The 15,158-nt window shown below is 55.8% G+C and carries 15 protein-coding genes; 7 read left to right on the forward strand and 8 right to left on the reverse strand.

What is annotated here, in order from left to right; translation table 11 throughout:
- Window positions 1-25: 25 nt before the first annotated feature.
- Window positions 26-925: an AraC family transcriptional regulator gene (locus tag MOQ06_RS02405; protein WP_242170509.1), complete on the forward strand. Its 900-nt coding sequence runs from the start codon at window positions 26-28 to the stop codon at window positions 923-925.
- Window positions 926-968: 43 nt separating this feature from the next.
- Here MOQ06_RS02405 and yghB read toward each other — a convergent pair whose 3' ends face one another.
- The gene (gene yghB, locus MOQ06_RS02410; protein ID WP_023323743.1) at window positions 969-1,628 is read right to left on the reverse strand and encodes a DedA family general envelope maintenance protein YghB; all 660 of its coding nucleotides are present in this window, start codon (window positions 1,626-1,628) and stop codon (window positions 969-971) included.
- Between the two features lie 142 nt (window positions 1,629-1,770).
- Window positions 1,771-2,958, reverse strand: a complete 1,188-nt coding sequence (metC, locus tag MOQ06_RS02415) for a cystathionine beta-lyase (protein WP_176609487.1) — start codon at window positions 2,956-2,958, stop codon at window positions 1,771-1,773.
- A 251-nt stretch (window positions 2,959-3,209) separates the two neighbouring features.
- Between metC and exbB the strand changes: the two genes are divergently transcribed.
- Together exbB and exbD are read left to right on the forward strand one after the other, a co-directional pair.
- Window positions 3,210-3,941, forward strand: a complete 732-nt coding sequence (gene exbB / locus MOQ06_RS02420) for a tol-pal system-associated acyl-CoA thioesterase (protein ID WP_003862482.1) — start codon at window positions 3,210-3,212, stop codon at window positions 3,939-3,941.
- A gap of 4 nt (window positions 3,942-3,945) precedes the next feature.
- Window positions 3,946-4,371 carry a TonB system transport protein ExbD gene (exbD, locus tag MOQ06_RS02425; protein ID WP_001251472.1) on the forward strand — a complete coding sequence of 142 codons (426 nt, stop codon included), beginning with the start codon at window positions 3,946-3,948 and terminating at the stop codon, window positions 4,369-4,371.
- A gap of 36 nt (window positions 4,372-4,407) precedes the next feature.
- On the opposite strand, the gene MOQ06_RS02430 is transcribed toward exbD, so the two are convergent.
- Window positions 4,408-4,842: a cytoplasmic protein gene (locus tag MOQ06_RS02430; RefSeq protein WP_242170512.1), complete on the reverse strand. Its 435-nt coding sequence runs from the start codon at window positions 4,840-4,842 to the stop codon at window positions 4,408-4,410.
- Between the two features lies 1 nt (window position 4,843).
- Complete coding sequence (locus tag MOQ06_RS02435; RefSeq protein ID WP_148418478.1) at window positions 4,844-5,248, reverse strand: hypothetical protein; 405 nt, start codon at window positions 5,246-5,248, stop codon at window positions 4,844-4,846.
- A 102-nt stretch (window positions 5,249-5,350) separates the two neighbouring features.
- Between MOQ06_RS02435 and MOQ06_RS02440 the strand changes: the two genes are divergently transcribed.
- The gene (locus MOQ06_RS02440) at window positions 5,351-5,854 is read left to right on the forward strand and encodes an RNA helicase (protein ID WP_148418479.1); all 504 of its coding nucleotides are present in this window, start codon (window positions 5,351-5,353) and stop codon (window positions 5,852-5,854) included.
- 81 nt (window positions 5,855-5,935) lie between these two features.
- Window positions 5,936-6,424 (forward strand): TIGR00645 family protein, encoded by a 489-nt coding sequence (locus MOQ06_RS02445; RefSeq protein WP_003862473.1) that lies wholly within the window; start codon window positions 5,936-5,938, stop codon window positions 6,422-6,424.
- Between the two features lie 122 nt (window positions 6,425-6,546).
- Here MOQ06_RS02445 and MOQ06_RS02450 read toward each other — a convergent pair whose 3' ends face one another.
- Complete coding sequence (locus MOQ06_RS02450; protein WP_176609489.1) at window positions 6,547-7,587, reverse strand: aldo/keto reductase; 1,041 nt, start codon at window positions 7,585-7,587, stop codon at window positions 6,547-6,549.
- A gap of 82 nt (window positions 7,588-7,669) precedes the next feature.
- Between MOQ06_RS02450 and yghX the strand changes: the two genes are divergently transcribed.
- Window positions 7,670-8,557, forward strand: a complete 888-nt coding sequence (gene yghX, locus MOQ06_RS02455) for a YghX family hydrolase (protein WP_242170513.1) — start codon at window positions 7,670-7,672, stop codon at window positions 8,555-8,557.
- Window positions 8,558-8,621: 64 nt separating this feature from the next.
- Here the strand turns inward: yghX and MOQ06_RS02460 are convergent, their stop codons facing one another.
- Window positions 8,622-11,213 carry an autotransporter outer membrane beta-barrel domain-containing protein gene (locus MOQ06_RS02460; RefSeq protein WP_242170514.1) on the reverse strand — a complete coding sequence of 864 codons (2,592 nt, stop codon included), beginning with the start codon at window positions 11,211-11,213 and terminating at the stop codon, window positions 8,622-8,624.
- Between the two features lie 502 nt (window positions 11,214-11,715).
- Here MOQ06_RS02460 and MOQ06_RS02465 point away from each other — a divergent pair.
- On the forward strand, window positions 11,716-13,263 hold the full coding sequence (locus MOQ06_RS02465; RefSeq protein WP_242170516.1) for a methyl-accepting chemotaxis protein: 1,548 nt from the start codon (window positions 11,716-11,718) through the stop codon (window positions 13,261-13,263).
- A gap of 38 nt (window positions 13,264-13,301) precedes the next feature.
- Here the strand turns inward: MOQ06_RS02465 and fucR are convergent, their stop codons facing one another.
- Both fucR and yghU read right to left on the reverse strand, forming a co-directional pair.
- Entirely contained in the window at window positions 13,302-14,030 is a 729-nt protein-coding gene (gene fucR, locus MOQ06_RS02470; RefSeq protein WP_242170518.1) for an L-fucose operon activator, read from the reverse strand.
- 151 nt (window positions 14,031-14,181) lie between these two features.
- Window positions 14,182-15,048, reverse strand: a complete 867-nt coding sequence (yghU, locus tag MOQ06_RS02475; protein ID WP_242170520.1) for a glutathione-dependent disulfide-bond oxidoreductase — start codon at window positions 15,046-15,048, stop codon at window positions 14,182-14,184.
- Window positions 15,049-15,158 lie beyond the last annotated feature (110 nt).

A 15,158-nucleotide genomic window follows, 5' to 3' on the forward strand; every position in this document is an offset into this window, starting at 1 on the left:
GAAACCGTACCCGGAGTAATTAAAAATGGACCGTGATGCTATCTGCCGTCAGCTAACGTCTCAGATTAAGAGACTGATAGATAATGGAAATAACGCAGCCGAACTGCTGCCGGATATCCGGCTGCTCTACGGCACTCAGCCCGGGACGCGCACCCCGGTGATGTATCAGCCAGGCATCGTTTTTCTCTTTTCAGGCCATAAGATTGGCTATATCAACGAGCGCGTGTTCCGTTACGACACCAATGAATATCTGCTTCTTACGGTACCTTTACCCTTCGAATGTGAAACTTTCGCGACGGAGGAGGTGCCCCTGGCAGGCATCCGCGTCAACGTCGACATTCTCCAGCTGCAGGAGCTGCTGATGGATATCGGGGAAGATGAGCTTTTTCGGCCGTCGATGGCGGCAAGCGGCATCAACTCGGCAACGCTGTCGGATGACATCCTCTGTGCCATCGAGCGTCTGCTGGACGTAATGGACAGGCCGCTGGATGCGCGTATTCTCGGGAAGCAGATTATCCGCGAAATTCTTTACCACGTGCTGCTCGGGCCGGGCGGCGGGGCGCTGCTGGCGCTGGTAAGCCGCCAGACGCACTTTAGCCTGATTAGCCGCGTGCTGAAGCGCATCGAGAGCCAGTACACGGAAAACCTCAGCGTTGACCAGCTGGCGGCGGAAGCCAACATGAGCGTCTCGGCGTTTCACCATAACTTTAAATCCGTTACCAGCACGTCGCCGTTGCAGTATCTCAAAACCTACCGTCTGCATAAGGCGCGCATGCTGATGATCCACGACGGCATGAAGGCCAGCGCGGCGGCGATGCGGGTTGGGTATGAAAGCGCCTCGCAGTTCAGTCGGGAATTTAAGCGCTACTTCGGCGTTACGCCGGGGGAGGATGCGTCGCGCATCAGAACGATGCAGGGCGCTTAGGCTTTTGATTCTCTCCCCACGGGGAGAGAATCAGGATGGGGAATCAGGCGCTGCAATACTTCTTCTTAATCACCACCGCGATTGTGCCGACCAGGCCCGCAACCAGCAGGAAGATCGGCAGCACCATCAGGAACGTCATCACCTGGTCTTCATGGCGCTTAACAAACGGGATCATGTTCAGCGCGTAGCCGAGCGTGGTTACCACGCCCACCCAGAGCAGGGCGCTCAGCCAGTTGAAGAACTGGAAGCGGCGGTTGGACAGGCCCGATATGCCCGCCATCGTAGGCAACAGGGTGCGAACAAACGCCAGAAAACGCCCGGCGAGCAGCGCCAGCAGGCCGTGGCGGTCAAACATGCAGGTGGCGCGCTGGTGATATTTATGCGGCAGCTGTGCCAGCCAGCCTTTCACCACGCGGGTGTTTCCAAGCCAGCGCCCCTGAAGGTAGCTCAGCCAGCAGCCGAGGCTGGCCGCCGAGGTGAGGATCACCATTGTCGGGGCGAAGTCCATCACCCCCTTGCCGATCAACGCCCCAGCGAGCAGAAGCAGGCTGTCGCCGGGTAAAAATGAGGCTGGCAGTAGTCCATTCTCCAGAAACAGCGTCGCGAACATCACGAAATAGACAATCCCGACGACGTGCGGGTCCGCCAGCGCGGCAAAATCGTGTTGCCAGAGCGCCGTGATGATATTTTGAATAACAGCCATGGACTTTCCTGTGGAACAGCAGATATAACGCTATTGTACTCCCAAATTGGCCTGTCGGGGTTGATCGCAGGCGCATCTCATACAGACTTTTCCGCTTGCGGTGTTCAGAATGGCGTCCGGGGCGTACATTTCAGCCAGCACTTTACACGATGCGCTCAAATCCTGCCGATAAATCCGCAATTAAATCGTCCACATTTTCCAGCCCGATATGCAGGCGGATCAGGGTTCCTTCGAAGTCCACTTCGCCGCCCGGGCGCAGTGCCGCAATCTGTTCCGGCTGGTTAGGCAGGATCAGGGATTCGAATCCACCCCATGAATAGGCCATGCTGAAGAGGGTAAAGTTATCCAGATAGCGTGCCAGCTCGGCGTCATTGAGCCGCTTTTTAAGAACGAAAGAGAACAGCCCGCTGCTGCCCGTAAAGTCACGTTGCCAGTATTCGTGTCCTTTGCTGCCTGCCAGCGCCGGATGGTTAACGCGCTCCACCTGCGGGTGCAGGGCCAGCCACTGCGCGATTTGCAGGCTGCTCTCATGATGCTGGCGCAGGCGCACGCCGAGCGTGCGGATACCGCGGCTGGTCATGTAGGCGGTATCGGCGTCCACCATCTGCCCCATCAGGTAGGCATTTTCACGCAGCTGGTCCCAGCAGCGGGCGTTGGAAACCGCCGTGCCAATCATGGCGTCGGAGTGACCAATCAGGTATTTGGTGGCCGCCTGAATGGAGATATCAACGTCAAACTCCAGCGCTTTAAACAGCACGCCCGCCGCCCAGGTGTTGTCGATCATCACGATCGCTTCCGGTGCTTTACTGCGCACCGCCTTCACGATGGCCGGGACGTCATGGACTTCCATGGTGATGGAGCCGGGAGATTCCAGAAACACCACGCGCGTGTTGGGCTGAATATGGTCGGCAATGCCGGCCCCAATCAGCGGATCGAACCAGCTGGTGGTGACGCCGAGCTTGCTGAGGATTTTGGTGCAGAAGTCCTGGCTTGGCTCGTAGGCGGTATTGGTCATCAGGACATGGTCGCCCTGTTCCACAAACGCCAGGATGGTATTGGCAACCGCCGCCGCGCCGCACGGGAACAGCGCGCAGCCCGCGCCGCCCTCCAGTTCGCACATGGCCTCCTGCAGCGAGAAGTGGGTTAGCGTGCCGCGACGACCGTAAAACAGCCCGCCCTTCGCGCGATTGCGCGTGGCGATTTTTTTATCCTCAACGGTATCAAACACCAGCGACGAGGCGCGCTGTATCACGCTGTTGACCGAGCCCTGGGTGTATTTTTTGCTGCGTCCTGCCTGCACCAGCGTGGTCTCAAGCTGCTTCTTAGTCATGTTCGCCAACCCTATTTTTATACGTCTGGACGTCCAGACTACCACGATTGCAAAAATGTGCATCCGCATGCTTATCGAATAAGCAGAAAATATTATTAAAAATACGCATAAAAAATTTTTACTGCGTAAGCGCAAGGAAAGTGAGCGAAAATTACGGCACTATGTAAATACTAATGAGAACTACTATCAATTCGACGACGTTTTGATATTATTACGTTCAGATTTTGTGATTTGCGTCCTGGAGATACAGAGTGGGTAATAATTTGATGCAGACGGATCTCTCCGTTTGGGGCATGTATCAACATGCTGACATCGTAGTTAAGATTGTGATGATCGGCCTGATTCTGGCGTCCGTGATCACCTGGGCTATCTTCTTCAGCAAGAGCGCCGAACTTCTTTCACAAAAGCGCCGCCTCAAGCGTGAGCAGAAGCAGCTGGCAGAAGCCCGCTCTCTGGATCAGGCTTCTGATATAACCTCGTCCTTCCATGCGAAAAGCCTGACCACCCTGTTAGTGAACGAAGCTCAGAACGAGTTGGAACTCTCCGCAGGCAGTGAAGATAACGAAGGCATTAAAGAGCGTACCGGCTTCCGTCTGGAACGTCGCGTTGCTGCCGTTGGCCGTCATATGGGCCGCGGTAACGGCTATCTGGCGACTATCGGCGCTATCTCCCCGTTCGTCGGCCTGTTCGGTACCGTCTGGGGCATCATGAACAGCTTTATCGGCATCGCCCAGACGCAGACCACTAACCTGGCGGTGGTTGCGCCGGGTATCGCAGAAGCGCTGCTGGCAACGGCTATCGGCCTGGTCGCCGCTATCCCGGCGGTCGTTATCTATAACATCTTTGCCCGCATGATTGGCAGTTACAAAGCCACCCTGGGCGACGTTGCCGCGCAGGTTCTGCTGCTGCAAAGCCGCGATCTGGACCTGAACGCCAGCGCCGTTAAGCCGGTGCATGCGGCGTCCAAACTGCGCGTAGGTTGATTGTATGGCAATGCGTCTTAATGAAAATCTGGACGATAACGGCGAAATGCATGAAATCAACGTGACGCCGTTCATCGACGTTATGCTGGTTCTGCTGATTATCTTTATGGTTGCCGCGCCGCTGGCGACGGTGGACGTGAAGGTGAATCTGCCCGCGTCCTCCAGCCAGCCGCAGCCGCGTCCGGAAAAGCCTATCTACCTGTCGGTGAAGGCGGATAAATCCATGTTCCTCGGCAACGATCCGGTGACGGATGCCTCCGTTATTCCGGCGCTGGACCAGCTGACCGGCGGCAAGAAAGACACCACCGTCTTCTTCCGCGCGGATAAAACCGTCGACTATGAAACCATGATGAAGGTTATGGACACGCTGCATCAGGCGGGGTACCTGAAGATTGGTCTGGTCGGCGAAGAGAAAGCGGCCGCGAAATAAAACGAAGAGCTGGCGAAAGCCAGCTTTTTTTTGCGGTTAAGCGTGAGCGTCCGGGGATACCGCCGGTGCCTCTTCATTGAGCGCCACGCAGGTGACGTTTGATGTGCGGTAACGGCCTTCTGAAAGCCTGCGGGTCAGGCGCAGGGTAGCGGTCTCGCGGGCCAGCAGGTATTGATAGTTCGCCTCCAGCCGGCCGAGGAGCTTCTCCTTAAGCTCAGGACGCTGCTCGATAAGGGCGTTCATCACCGCGCCATAAATCTCCTCTTTGATCTGCAAGGGATAGATCTCCCGACGATTGTGCCATTTCAGGCGCACCAGCGCGGCCGGGATCGAAATCAGATCCTGGGTGATTCGCGTCATCTCGTCGTTTTTTATCTTTTTTAGCGCGTCGAGATTCTGCTTTAAGATAAATTCATCGCTTTTTTTATCATCTAAAGTCAAATAAACGTTATTATCGCTCTCATTATTCACGCTATTCTTCCCCCAGGTTATAAAAAATGGGACCGTTTTTTTCTCGGGTGATTAAATTAAGCCAAATTTCATTTCCGGCTTCGTTTATTTGCTGGGTTTTTTCGGCCATTATTTGACTTAGAGCCTGGGCATCTATTTCCCCTTCGGCCTGCAAATCATTTAGCAGATGAACAAACGCTTCGATCTTGATGGCCCGAAATAAGCGGTCTTTTAAATGGCGGTCGTGCTCTTCCAGCACCATATTACGGGATTTACCGGTACGCGAAACGCCAATTAATATGTCGGCTTCATAGTCGGAGAGTTTTCTTTTTCCTTGAGTGAAATTCGCCTCTTTATCTGCTTCCGTCGTAGGCTGTTCCACAGGCGTAATGTGGTACTTTGCCGGGACAAGATTGTCGGGCAGCATTTTAATTTCCTTTAATTTCAAAAAGGTGGGAATGGAAAAAGGGTGAGATTCGTTGACAATAACATGAGGCAATTTTAAAATCAAAAAAAATGGAGCCTACCCATGAACAGCATTTTCTTTACGGTTATAACGTTACTGTTACTGACCGCTGGCGTGCTTTTATTGATGCGAGAGTTTAATAAGCCGAAAGTGTCGAAAGATGCCGGTGAAGCACCGCAGCCAGAATTGATGTCCAAAGAAGAGGGCGAAGATCATTTCTCCCTGTTGATGAACGCCGTGACGCCGGTCTGGTACTGGCGGGTCAATCACGAATATATCGATTTTCTTCATGCGACAATAAAGCGCATGAAAATGTCCGACATTAATGATACGCCGGGGTTGTTCGACGCGCAGCGCCGCTGTAGCGACCTTAATTCGGCCGTTTATAAATATTATGACAATATCAAAAAGCGCTGTCTGAATGGCGAGAAGGTCTCATATTCCGATTTAGACGTATTAAACCTGCGCCAGTGTTTTCGCGAGTTTAGCCTGGAGGCCTACCCGGAGCTGGTGGGGCTGGTCTGGCCGGAGTACGCGCGCCCGCAAGTAGATCCTGATGAGGTGTAAGCGACCTCCTGGTTAGTTGTTGCAAACAGCCAGCGACGTTGAGATATACTGGACGCTGGTTTCGTTTGCAGACAGGATTTTATGGAACGCTTCTTTGAAAACGCAATGTATGCCTCTCGCTGGCTGCTCGCACCCGTCTATTTTGGTCTCTCCCTGGCGCTGGTCGCCCTGACGATCAAGTTCTTCCAGGAGATTTTCCACGTCCTGCCAAACATTTTCTCGGTGGCGGAAGCAGACTTAATTCTGGTGCTGCTGTCGCTGGTGGATATGACGCTGGTGGGCGGATTACTGGTGATGGTGATGTTCTCCGGCTATGAGAATTTCGTTTCTCAGCTGGATATCGCCGAGCACAAGGAAAAGCTCAGCTGGCTCGGTAAGATGGACGCGTCATCGCTGAAGAATAAGGTTGCGGCGTCGATTGTGGCGATTTCGTCTATCCACCTGTTACGCGTATTCATGGACGCGAAGAACGTCCCGGATAACAAGCTGATGTGGTATGTGATTATCCACCTGACGTTCGTGCTGTCGGCGTTTGTGATGGGGTATCTGGATAAGATCAGCAAGAAGTGATTTTACCGCGCCCCTCACCCTAACCCTCTCCCCGGAGGGGAGAGGGGACTGTCCGGTGCGGCCTTTTACCCTCTCCCCTTTGGGGAGAGGGACAGGGTGAGGGGTCAGGGAAACAGGCCGCACTATTTATCCGACGACGCCTGCCACAGGTTCAGTTCGCCATCCGCAACGTGCTGGTCAATCCGCGTCAGTTCATCTTCGGTAAAGCGCAGGTTAGACAGCGCCTGAACGTTCTCCTCCAGCTGTTCCGGGCGACTCGCGCCAATCAGCACTGACGTTACTCGCTCATCCTTCAGCAGCCAGCTCAGCGCCATCTGCGCCATCGTCTGCCCGCGCGCGTGCGCCATCTCATTCAGCAGACGAAGGCTGCTCAGGTTGGCTTCTGTCAGCATGTTCTCCGTCAGGCCGCGCACTTTCTTGCCTTCGCGCTGCATGCGTGAACCGTCAGGAATACCGTTCAGGTATTTTCCGGTCAGCAGGCCCTGAGCCAGCGGGGTGAAGGCGATACAGCCCGTCCCGTTTTCCTCCAGCGCATCCAGCAGGCCGGTCTTGTCGACCCAGCGGTTCAGCAGGTTGTAAGACGGCTGATGGATCAAAAGCGGGATTTTCCACTCGCGCAGCAATTCGGCCATCACCTTCGTGCGTTCCGTGGAGTAGGACGAAATACCCACATACAGCGCTTTTCCGCTCTGCACCGCGTGTGCCAGCGCGGAGGCGGTCTCCTCCATCGGCGTGTTTTCGTCCACGCGGTGAGAATAGAAAATATCCACATAGTCCAGGCCCATGCGTTTCAGGCTCTGGTCGAGGCTGGCGAGCAGGTATTTACGAGAGCCGCCTGAACCATACGGGCCTGGCCACATGTCATAACCCGCTTTGGTGGAGACGATCAGCTCGTCGCGATAGCCGGCAAAATCTTCCCGCAGCAGCCGACCAAAGTTCTCCTCAGCGCTGCCCGCAGGGGGGCCGTAGTTATTGGCAAGGTCAAAATGGGTAATGCCGAGATCGAAGGCTTTACGCAGCAGCGCGCGCTGGGAATCGAGCGCCTGTACGTGGCCAAAGCTGTGCCACAGGCCCAGCGACAGCGCCGGCAGGCGCAGGCCACTTTTACCGCAGTAACGGTACTGCATATTCTCGTATCGGCCGGTGTAAGGGTGCCAGGACATGATGTCTCCTTTCGTGTCGATGAATTTTCGAAACAGCGTTTTCATTCTATGCTTATCAAACCATAAATCGTGGAGATAAGCGATGACGCGCCTGACTGCCAAAGATTTTCCACAAGAGCTGCTCGATTACTACGACTACTACGCCCACGGTAAAATCAGCAAACGAGAATTCCTTAACCTCGCGGCACGCTATGCCGCTGGCGGCGTGACGGCGCTGGCGCTGTTCAATATGCTTAAACCCAATTACGCCCTCGCAGAGCAGGTCAAATTTACCGACCCGGATATTCTCCCGGAATATATCTCCTATCCCTCACCTGAGGGGCATGGCGAGGTACGCGGTTACCTGGTGAGACCCGCTAAGGCCCGCGGAAAAATACCTGCCGTGGTGGTGGTGCATGAGAACCGCGGCCTGAACCCGTATATCGAAGATGTGGCACGCCGCGTGGCAAAAGCCGGTTATCTGGCCCTGGCGCCGGATGGCCTCAGTTCGGTGGGCGGTTATCCAGGCAACGACGAAGAGGGGAAGGCGCTACAGCAGAAGGTGGATCCGACAAAGCTGATGAATGACTTCTTTGCCGCCGTCGGGTTCATGAAGGATCGTCCAGATGCGACCGGCAAAGTGGGGATAACCGGCTTCTGCTATGGCGGCGGCGTATCCAATGCCGCAGCAGTCGCTTACCCGGAGCTGGCGTGCGCGGTGCCGTTTTATGGCCGACAGCCGCCGGCCGCCGATGTGCCGAAAATCAACGCGCCGCTTCTGCTGCACTATGCGGAGTTCGATAAAAATATTAATGAAGGATGGCCTGCGTACGAGGCGGCCCTTAAGGCCAATAATAAGGTGTATGAAGCCTACATCTACCCCGGCGTTAACCACGGCTTTCATAACGACTCCACCCCGCGATACGACGAGCCCGCAGCCGGGCTCGCCTGGAAACGCACGCTGGGGTGGTTTGAGAAATACTTGAGCTAACGCTCTGCGTCGGGCCAGCGGATTGCCGGGCAGGGGGAACTGCCGCCCGGCAATCCGTCCGAGCTTAGAAGCTGTAGCTCATACCCGCCTGCACGCTGGCATCGTTATCCACGTCTCCCGTGCCAACATACACGCCGGTATTGAGCGTGAAGTTATGCGCGATGCTGGCGTTAATGCCTGCCCCAAAGATCCCCATGCTGTTGTTGTGACCGGCGGTGTTGTGGTAATCCGCTGCCTTAATGTCCGTATCATCGCTGAACTCTTTCTGGAAGCGGGCATCCACCCACGGCATTACCGTCACGTTTTTGTTCAGATCGGTAAGCATGGTGGTCAGACGTACCCCGGCGCCGCCGTTCCAGGAAGAGACCTGACTGTCGGCAAAGGTCACTTCGCGGTCGGAGAACCCGTTTGCTTTTGTCTGATCCCAGCCTAAGGTGGCGTAAGGTTGCAGCAGGGTCTCACCAGGCAGCAGTACGTTAACACCGGTGCGGGCCTGCGCCAGATACAGGCTACCGTCCGTCGATCCGCTCAGCGCCTCGGTCATGCCGCTGGTATCGCCGGTGACGTTGCTGGCGGAGAGGGAGTAACGCATATCGCCATAGCTGAAGCTGCCGTCAGCGAACAGGCCCCAGGTTCTGCCGTTCAGCGCCTGCTGCCAGCCGCCGTAAAGGCTGTAGTAGTTACCGTAAACGCTGTCATTGAAGCTATCTGCGCCGTCGCTGGTGTCCTGCACGCGGCTGCGCGTCCAGGCCAGGGCAATACCGCCGGTAACGCTGTCGCCGTTGCTCAGGTGAGCCGTCCAGTCAACGCCGCCCTGCGCGCCCTGGGTAATGCTTTTATAGTCCACGTCGTTGCTGAAGTTGCCGTTCTGGTAGAGGAAATCGCCCCACACCTGCGCGCCGTCCTGCTCGTCGCCCAGCATATTCGCGAGATGAACCTGGTTCATATGGTTGCTAATGTCATCCGCAACCTGATGCCCGGCCTGCTCTGCGGCATCCAGACCCGCAACCAGCCCCTGGACGTCGCTGGCGAGGCTTCCCTTCTGGCTGTTAAATTCAATATTCCAGCTCTGGCTATTATCGGCTGCCAGCATCGTCTGCGGTGCCGCGTCGGCAGCAACAATATTCAGGCTGTTATCGTAGTTATAGGCACCGCTGCGGTTTTCAACCTCCTGCTTGCCGTTGGTGAAGGTTGCGGCGGCATAATTTTGCGGTGCGCTGCTGCCTGCTGTGGTGAAGGTGCCGAGGATGACGCCCTGCTGATTCATCGCGGACGGGGTAATGCTGTTTACGATGACCGCATTATTGGCCCCGGTAATAGTGCCGAAGTTCACAAAGCTGTCGGTACTCATCGTAACCATCGCATTGCTGCCGGTAGTGGTGGCAATGAGCGTGGAGCCGTTTTGCAAACTCCAGCTGGTCGCATCGTGAATTTTATCAATGGCGATGCTGTTATCGCTGGTGGTATTTACCGTCTCGAACTGGCTTATTTCGCCGGAAATAGCGCTGCCGGCGTCCATTGAAAGCGTATCGCTACCGTCACCGCCGTCAACGTCGCCGTTAACGTGGGAGTTATTGGTGAGCACAACCGTGTCATCACCCGCGCCGGTGGTAATATCGCCATTCACCGTGGCGTTATTTTGCAGGGTGATGGTAGTGTTACCGCTGTTCTGGCTGGTATTCACTGCGCCGTTGATTGTGCTGTTATCCACCAGAACTGAATTGGCTGAATTTCCGCCCAGCGTAATATTGCCGTTCACCACGCTACGGTTATTCAGCGAAAGGGTGGTTGTGCCTTTTTCGTTAATCACGCCGATATCACCCGTCACGGTGCTGTTATTGAGTGCCAGCGAATCGGCTTTTGTGCCGTACATGGCAACGGCGACGTCGCCAAACGCATCCAGATTCAAATCGCTGAAGGGCTGATATTCGCTAAGTTTTTCCGCCAGCGTATCGATATTTTGGGCAATCTCGCTTTGAGAGCCGTCCACCGTGGCGTTGGTCAGGGTAATGGTGGTATCAGATTTATCGCTACCCGCGTATATGCCACCTTTATCCATCGTGCTGTTGCTGATGTTAATGTTTTGCACACCCGCGCCCGCGCTCACAATACTGCCGTGCAGAACGCTACCGTTCTGGATATTCACGTTATGGTAGCCTTTATCCATCGGATCAAGATAAATGGCGGAGCCCATCATATACGCTTTATCTCTGTCGTAATCACCCGCGCTGTTTTCACCGTTCAGCGTCGAACTATCGACCGTTATCGTCGTATTGGTTGTTTTAAATTCTGAACCGGTCTCAATCATATCCACGGTTGCGCCGTTGTTCAGGTTGATATTCACCGTGCCGCCGTTGCTGCCCTGAATATAATGACCAGACATATCCGTGCCGGAGACGGTCAGCGTTTGGGTATCACCCTCTTTACGATGGCCATCCATATAAATATTGGTTGCCGTAGCGTTCGCCATAACGGCATTGGCCACCTTTGAATCCTGATAGAAATTTCCATCGTCATATTTCTTTAAACCGCAGGTTTGCGATGTCGAGCTACCATCGCATTCCGTGGCAGGCATGATGGACGCATGGGCGCTGAATGAGGCCAATGCCATTACAATACTCTGCGAAAGCAGGGTCAGGTTCGTTAATTTGCGCATTTGAATTTCTCTGAATAAAAAAGTCGGCTTTTTTTTTAAACCACTTCATGCAAATTCAGAACTTTCTTAAGCGGGCGGGATGTAATGAAATTTTAAATTTCAGAACAGGCTTAAGAGGCCGGACAAATAGATTTGTGTGATAAATAATTTAAAACATATTTATTGTATAAATCTGGCTGAATGATTAGCACGCAAATTAAGGGGTTTCTTACTAAAGCTGGCGCTATCTATCGATCTTATCTGTGAGTGAGGTAAGCCTTCCGAATTTTAAGGTTAATTTTATGTGTAACTGTTTTACATTTTCTTATCAGCCGTAATGTAAAAACACACATTTTTCCGGAAAAGATATCCGCGCCGACGATTATCGTTATCGCTCGTAAACCCGCCCAGTAAAAAATTTTATAAAATTACGCGCGAAAGATTATAACTTCGTCTTTTCCTGCCGATAACGAGGAAAGTACTCGCCTCTGGGCGAATTCACCCTCACGGCAAGGAATACTTAATGAATATGCTTCGTAATTTCACCATCCGTTTCGTCCTGTTGGCGATACTGGGGATCTTTTGCGTCATGTGGGCAGGCGTGGGGCTTTACAGCACCTGGTCGCTGTCCCGTGTTTCTGATGGTAATGAGATCGACCGCCAGCTGGTCAGGCAGATGACGGTGCTGAGCCAGGGTAACGATCAGTACTTCCGCTTCGTCACCCGCCTGAGCCGTGCGATGGAGGTCAAAGCGGCAGGCGGCACGCCGGACCTGTCCTCCGCCCAGCAGGCGCTGGATAACATGGGGAAAAAGCTGGCGGAGATGAAGGCTATCTCCCCGGGGCCGATGGATGAAAAAGTCTCTGCGCAGGTGATTTCCACCTGGCAGGCGCTGCTTGACCAGGGCGTAACGCCGCAGATGGCGCAGGCGAAGCAGGCGACGCTCGAAGGCTATCGTCAGCACGCTAACAGCGTCACGCCACCCCTGAGCCGTGCATTCGGGGCAGCGGCTGAGAACTTCAACGATACCGCCGCGAAGGCGCTCGACAGCACGCGCGTTATCGTCGACGGCCTTACCAGCATGACCCGGACGGTGATTATCACCGCCACGATCGCGGGTCTGCTGATCCTGCTCTTCACTGACCGCTACCTGGTGGCAATGCTGGTAAAACCGCTGGAGCGCATCCGCCAGCAGTTTCGTCAGATTGCGCAGGGCGATCTCAGCCAGCCGATTGAGCCCTTTGGCCGCAACTGCGTGGGTCAACTGGTGCCGCTGCTGAGCGCCATGCAGGACAGCCTGCGGGAGGCGGTCAGCACTATCCGTTCCGGCAGCGAAAATATCTGGCGTGGCGCAACGGAGATCTCCAGCGGTAATAACGATCTCTCTTCGCGTACCGAAGAGCAGGCCGCCGCCCTGGAAGAGACCGCTGCCAGCATGGAGCAGCTCACCGCAACGGTGAAGCTGAACGCCGAAAGCGCGCGTCAGGCCAGCCAGCTGGCTGACGTGGCCTCCGGTACGGCCAGCCGTGGCGGCTCGCTGGTGGAGGACGTGGTGACGACCATGAGCGGCATCTCGGACAGCTCGAAGAAAATTGCGGAAATTACCACCGTGATTAACAGCATCGCCTTCCAGACCAACATCCTGGCGCTTAACGCCGCGGTGGAGGCCGCCCGTGCGGGAGAGCAGGGGCGCGGTTTTGCGGTGGTTGCAGGGGAGGTGCGTAACCTTGCCAGCCGCAGCGCGAACGCCGCGAAAGAGATCGAAGGGCTGATTGCCGATTCCGTTGCCCGCGTGGAGCAGGGAGCGCGGCTTGTGAACGATACCGGCACCACCATGGAAGCTATCCTGCGCGACGTGACCGAAGTGACCGTCATCATGAAGCAGATCGCCACCGCGTCGGAGGAGCAGAGCAAAGGGATTTCCCAGGTAGGCGTTGCCATCACGCAGATGGACGGCGTAACCCAGCAGAACGCCTCGCTGGTGGAGCAGGTTTCCGCCGCCGCCGCCGCGCTGGAACGCCAGACAGAAGAGCTCCAGCGCTCGGTGCAGAAGTTCCGCCTTACCGCGTAACGTCCGTGCGTCAGGCCGGAATGCCCGGCCTGACGCCCTTATCGCTTCCCGCCCTCGCTCTGAATAACCTCCGTGACCTGCGACAGCTGGCCGACCTTCACCTCGCTCGACCGCTTAAATTTACTTTTGTCGATGAGCAGCAGCGACTGGCTGGCGCGGCTTAACAGCAGCGCTTTATAGGCCGCGTTGTGCCCGGAGGGATCCCAAAGCACGCCCTGCTCGTCGACGCCCTCGCAGGAGAAGATAAACAGGTCTATCTCCAGCCCTTTAATCTGCGTCACCAGCGCCGGATTAACATAGCAGCGATACTTGCGCTCAAGGGTTCCGCCGGAGCAGATTAACGTGGTTCGCTTGCGCTTCGCCATCTCCTGGCAGATGGGCAGGCTGTTGGTAAAAACGGTGAGTTCGATATCCGGTAGCTGGCGCGCCAGATGAAAGCAGGTCGAGCTGGCGTCAAGGGCGATGGTCATCCCTTCGTCGATCCAGCCCAGCGCGTGGCGGGCAATATCGGCTTTGTCGGCATAATGGCTTTTCAGCCTCGCGCCAAAAGGCTCTCCGCTGTCGCGGCTGTCCAGACGAATCAGGCGCGCGCGTCCATGCTGGCGCAGGATCTTGCCCTGCTGCTGCAGGGCCTGCAGATCCCGGCGGATCGTCTCTTTGCTGACGGAAAGCTTATCCGCCAGCGCCTCCGTGGTCAGCCAGTCGCTTTTACTCATCAGGTTGAGGATGTCCTGCTGTCGGGTCTGCCTGAGCGTCTGGTCTGACATAAAAGATCCTTGTGGAGGAAACGGAATAAGCAGGAGTATGAATTTTTCAGGCCGTAAACCGCAACATCACGCAAAAAAAACCAGCGCGCAGGCTGGTTTCGATCGTGGTTTATCGCGTGTTGCTTCACCCGCTCGGGCGCCCGGCCACTTATCAGGCCTGACGTTTATCTTCCGTCTGGGTATCAAAGTCGCTTGCTGAATGGCGTTCATGCAGCTGCTCGTTCAGCTCGCCGCTGGTGCGGTTAACGATGCGTCCGCGCTTCACGGCCGGACGATTCGCCACGTCTTTAGCCCAGCGCTGCACGTTGGCGTACTTCCCGGCATCAAGGAACTCGGCGGCGTTATACACGCTGCCCAGCGCCACGCAGCCAAACCACGGCCAGATTGCCATGTCGGCGATGGTGTACTCTTCGCCTGCCACGTAGCGCCCGCGCGCCAGCTGCTTGTCCAGCACGTCGAACAGGCGCTTGGCCTCCATGGTGAAGCGATCGATGGCGTACTCAATCTTCACCGGCGCATAGCTGTAGAAGTGGCCGAAACCGCCGCCCAGGAACGGTGCCGCGCCCTGGAGCCAGAACAGCCAGTTTAGGGTCTCCGTGCGTCCCGCCGGATCTTTCGGCAGGAAGTGGCCAAACTTCTCGGCCAGATACAGCAGGATACTGCCGGACTCAAAGACGCGCGTCGGCGGGGTGGTTGAGTGATCGCGCAGCGCCGGAATTTTTGAGTTCGGGTTCACGTCCACAAAGCCGCTGGAGAACTGATCGCCCTCGCCGATGCGGATTAACCATGCGTCGTACTCCGCGCCCGTCACGCCCAGCGCCAGCAGCTCTTCCAGCATGATGGTCACTTTCTGTCCGTTCGGCGTGCCCAGCGAATACAGCTGGAGCGGGTGCGCGCCCACGGGCAGCGCTTTCTCGTGCGTGGCGCCTGAAACGGGGCGGTTGATATTGGCGAACGCGCCGCCGTTATTCTTTTTCCATTCCCACACTTTTGGTGGCTGATAGGTGTTCTCTGACATGTTGGCCTGCCTTTTTGGTGTTGTGTTGAGGCAGTGTAGCAGGAGATGGGAGGGGCGTTTAACGATGTGAGCGTAATGGTCGGGGCGGGTGTATGATAACGCCACCTCTG

Source organism: Enterobacter sp. I4 (assembly GCF_022669095.1).
GTDB classification, from domain to species: domain Bacteria; phylum Pseudomonadota; class Gammaproteobacteria; order Enterobacterales; family Enterobacteriaceae; genus Enterobacter; species Enterobacter pasteurii.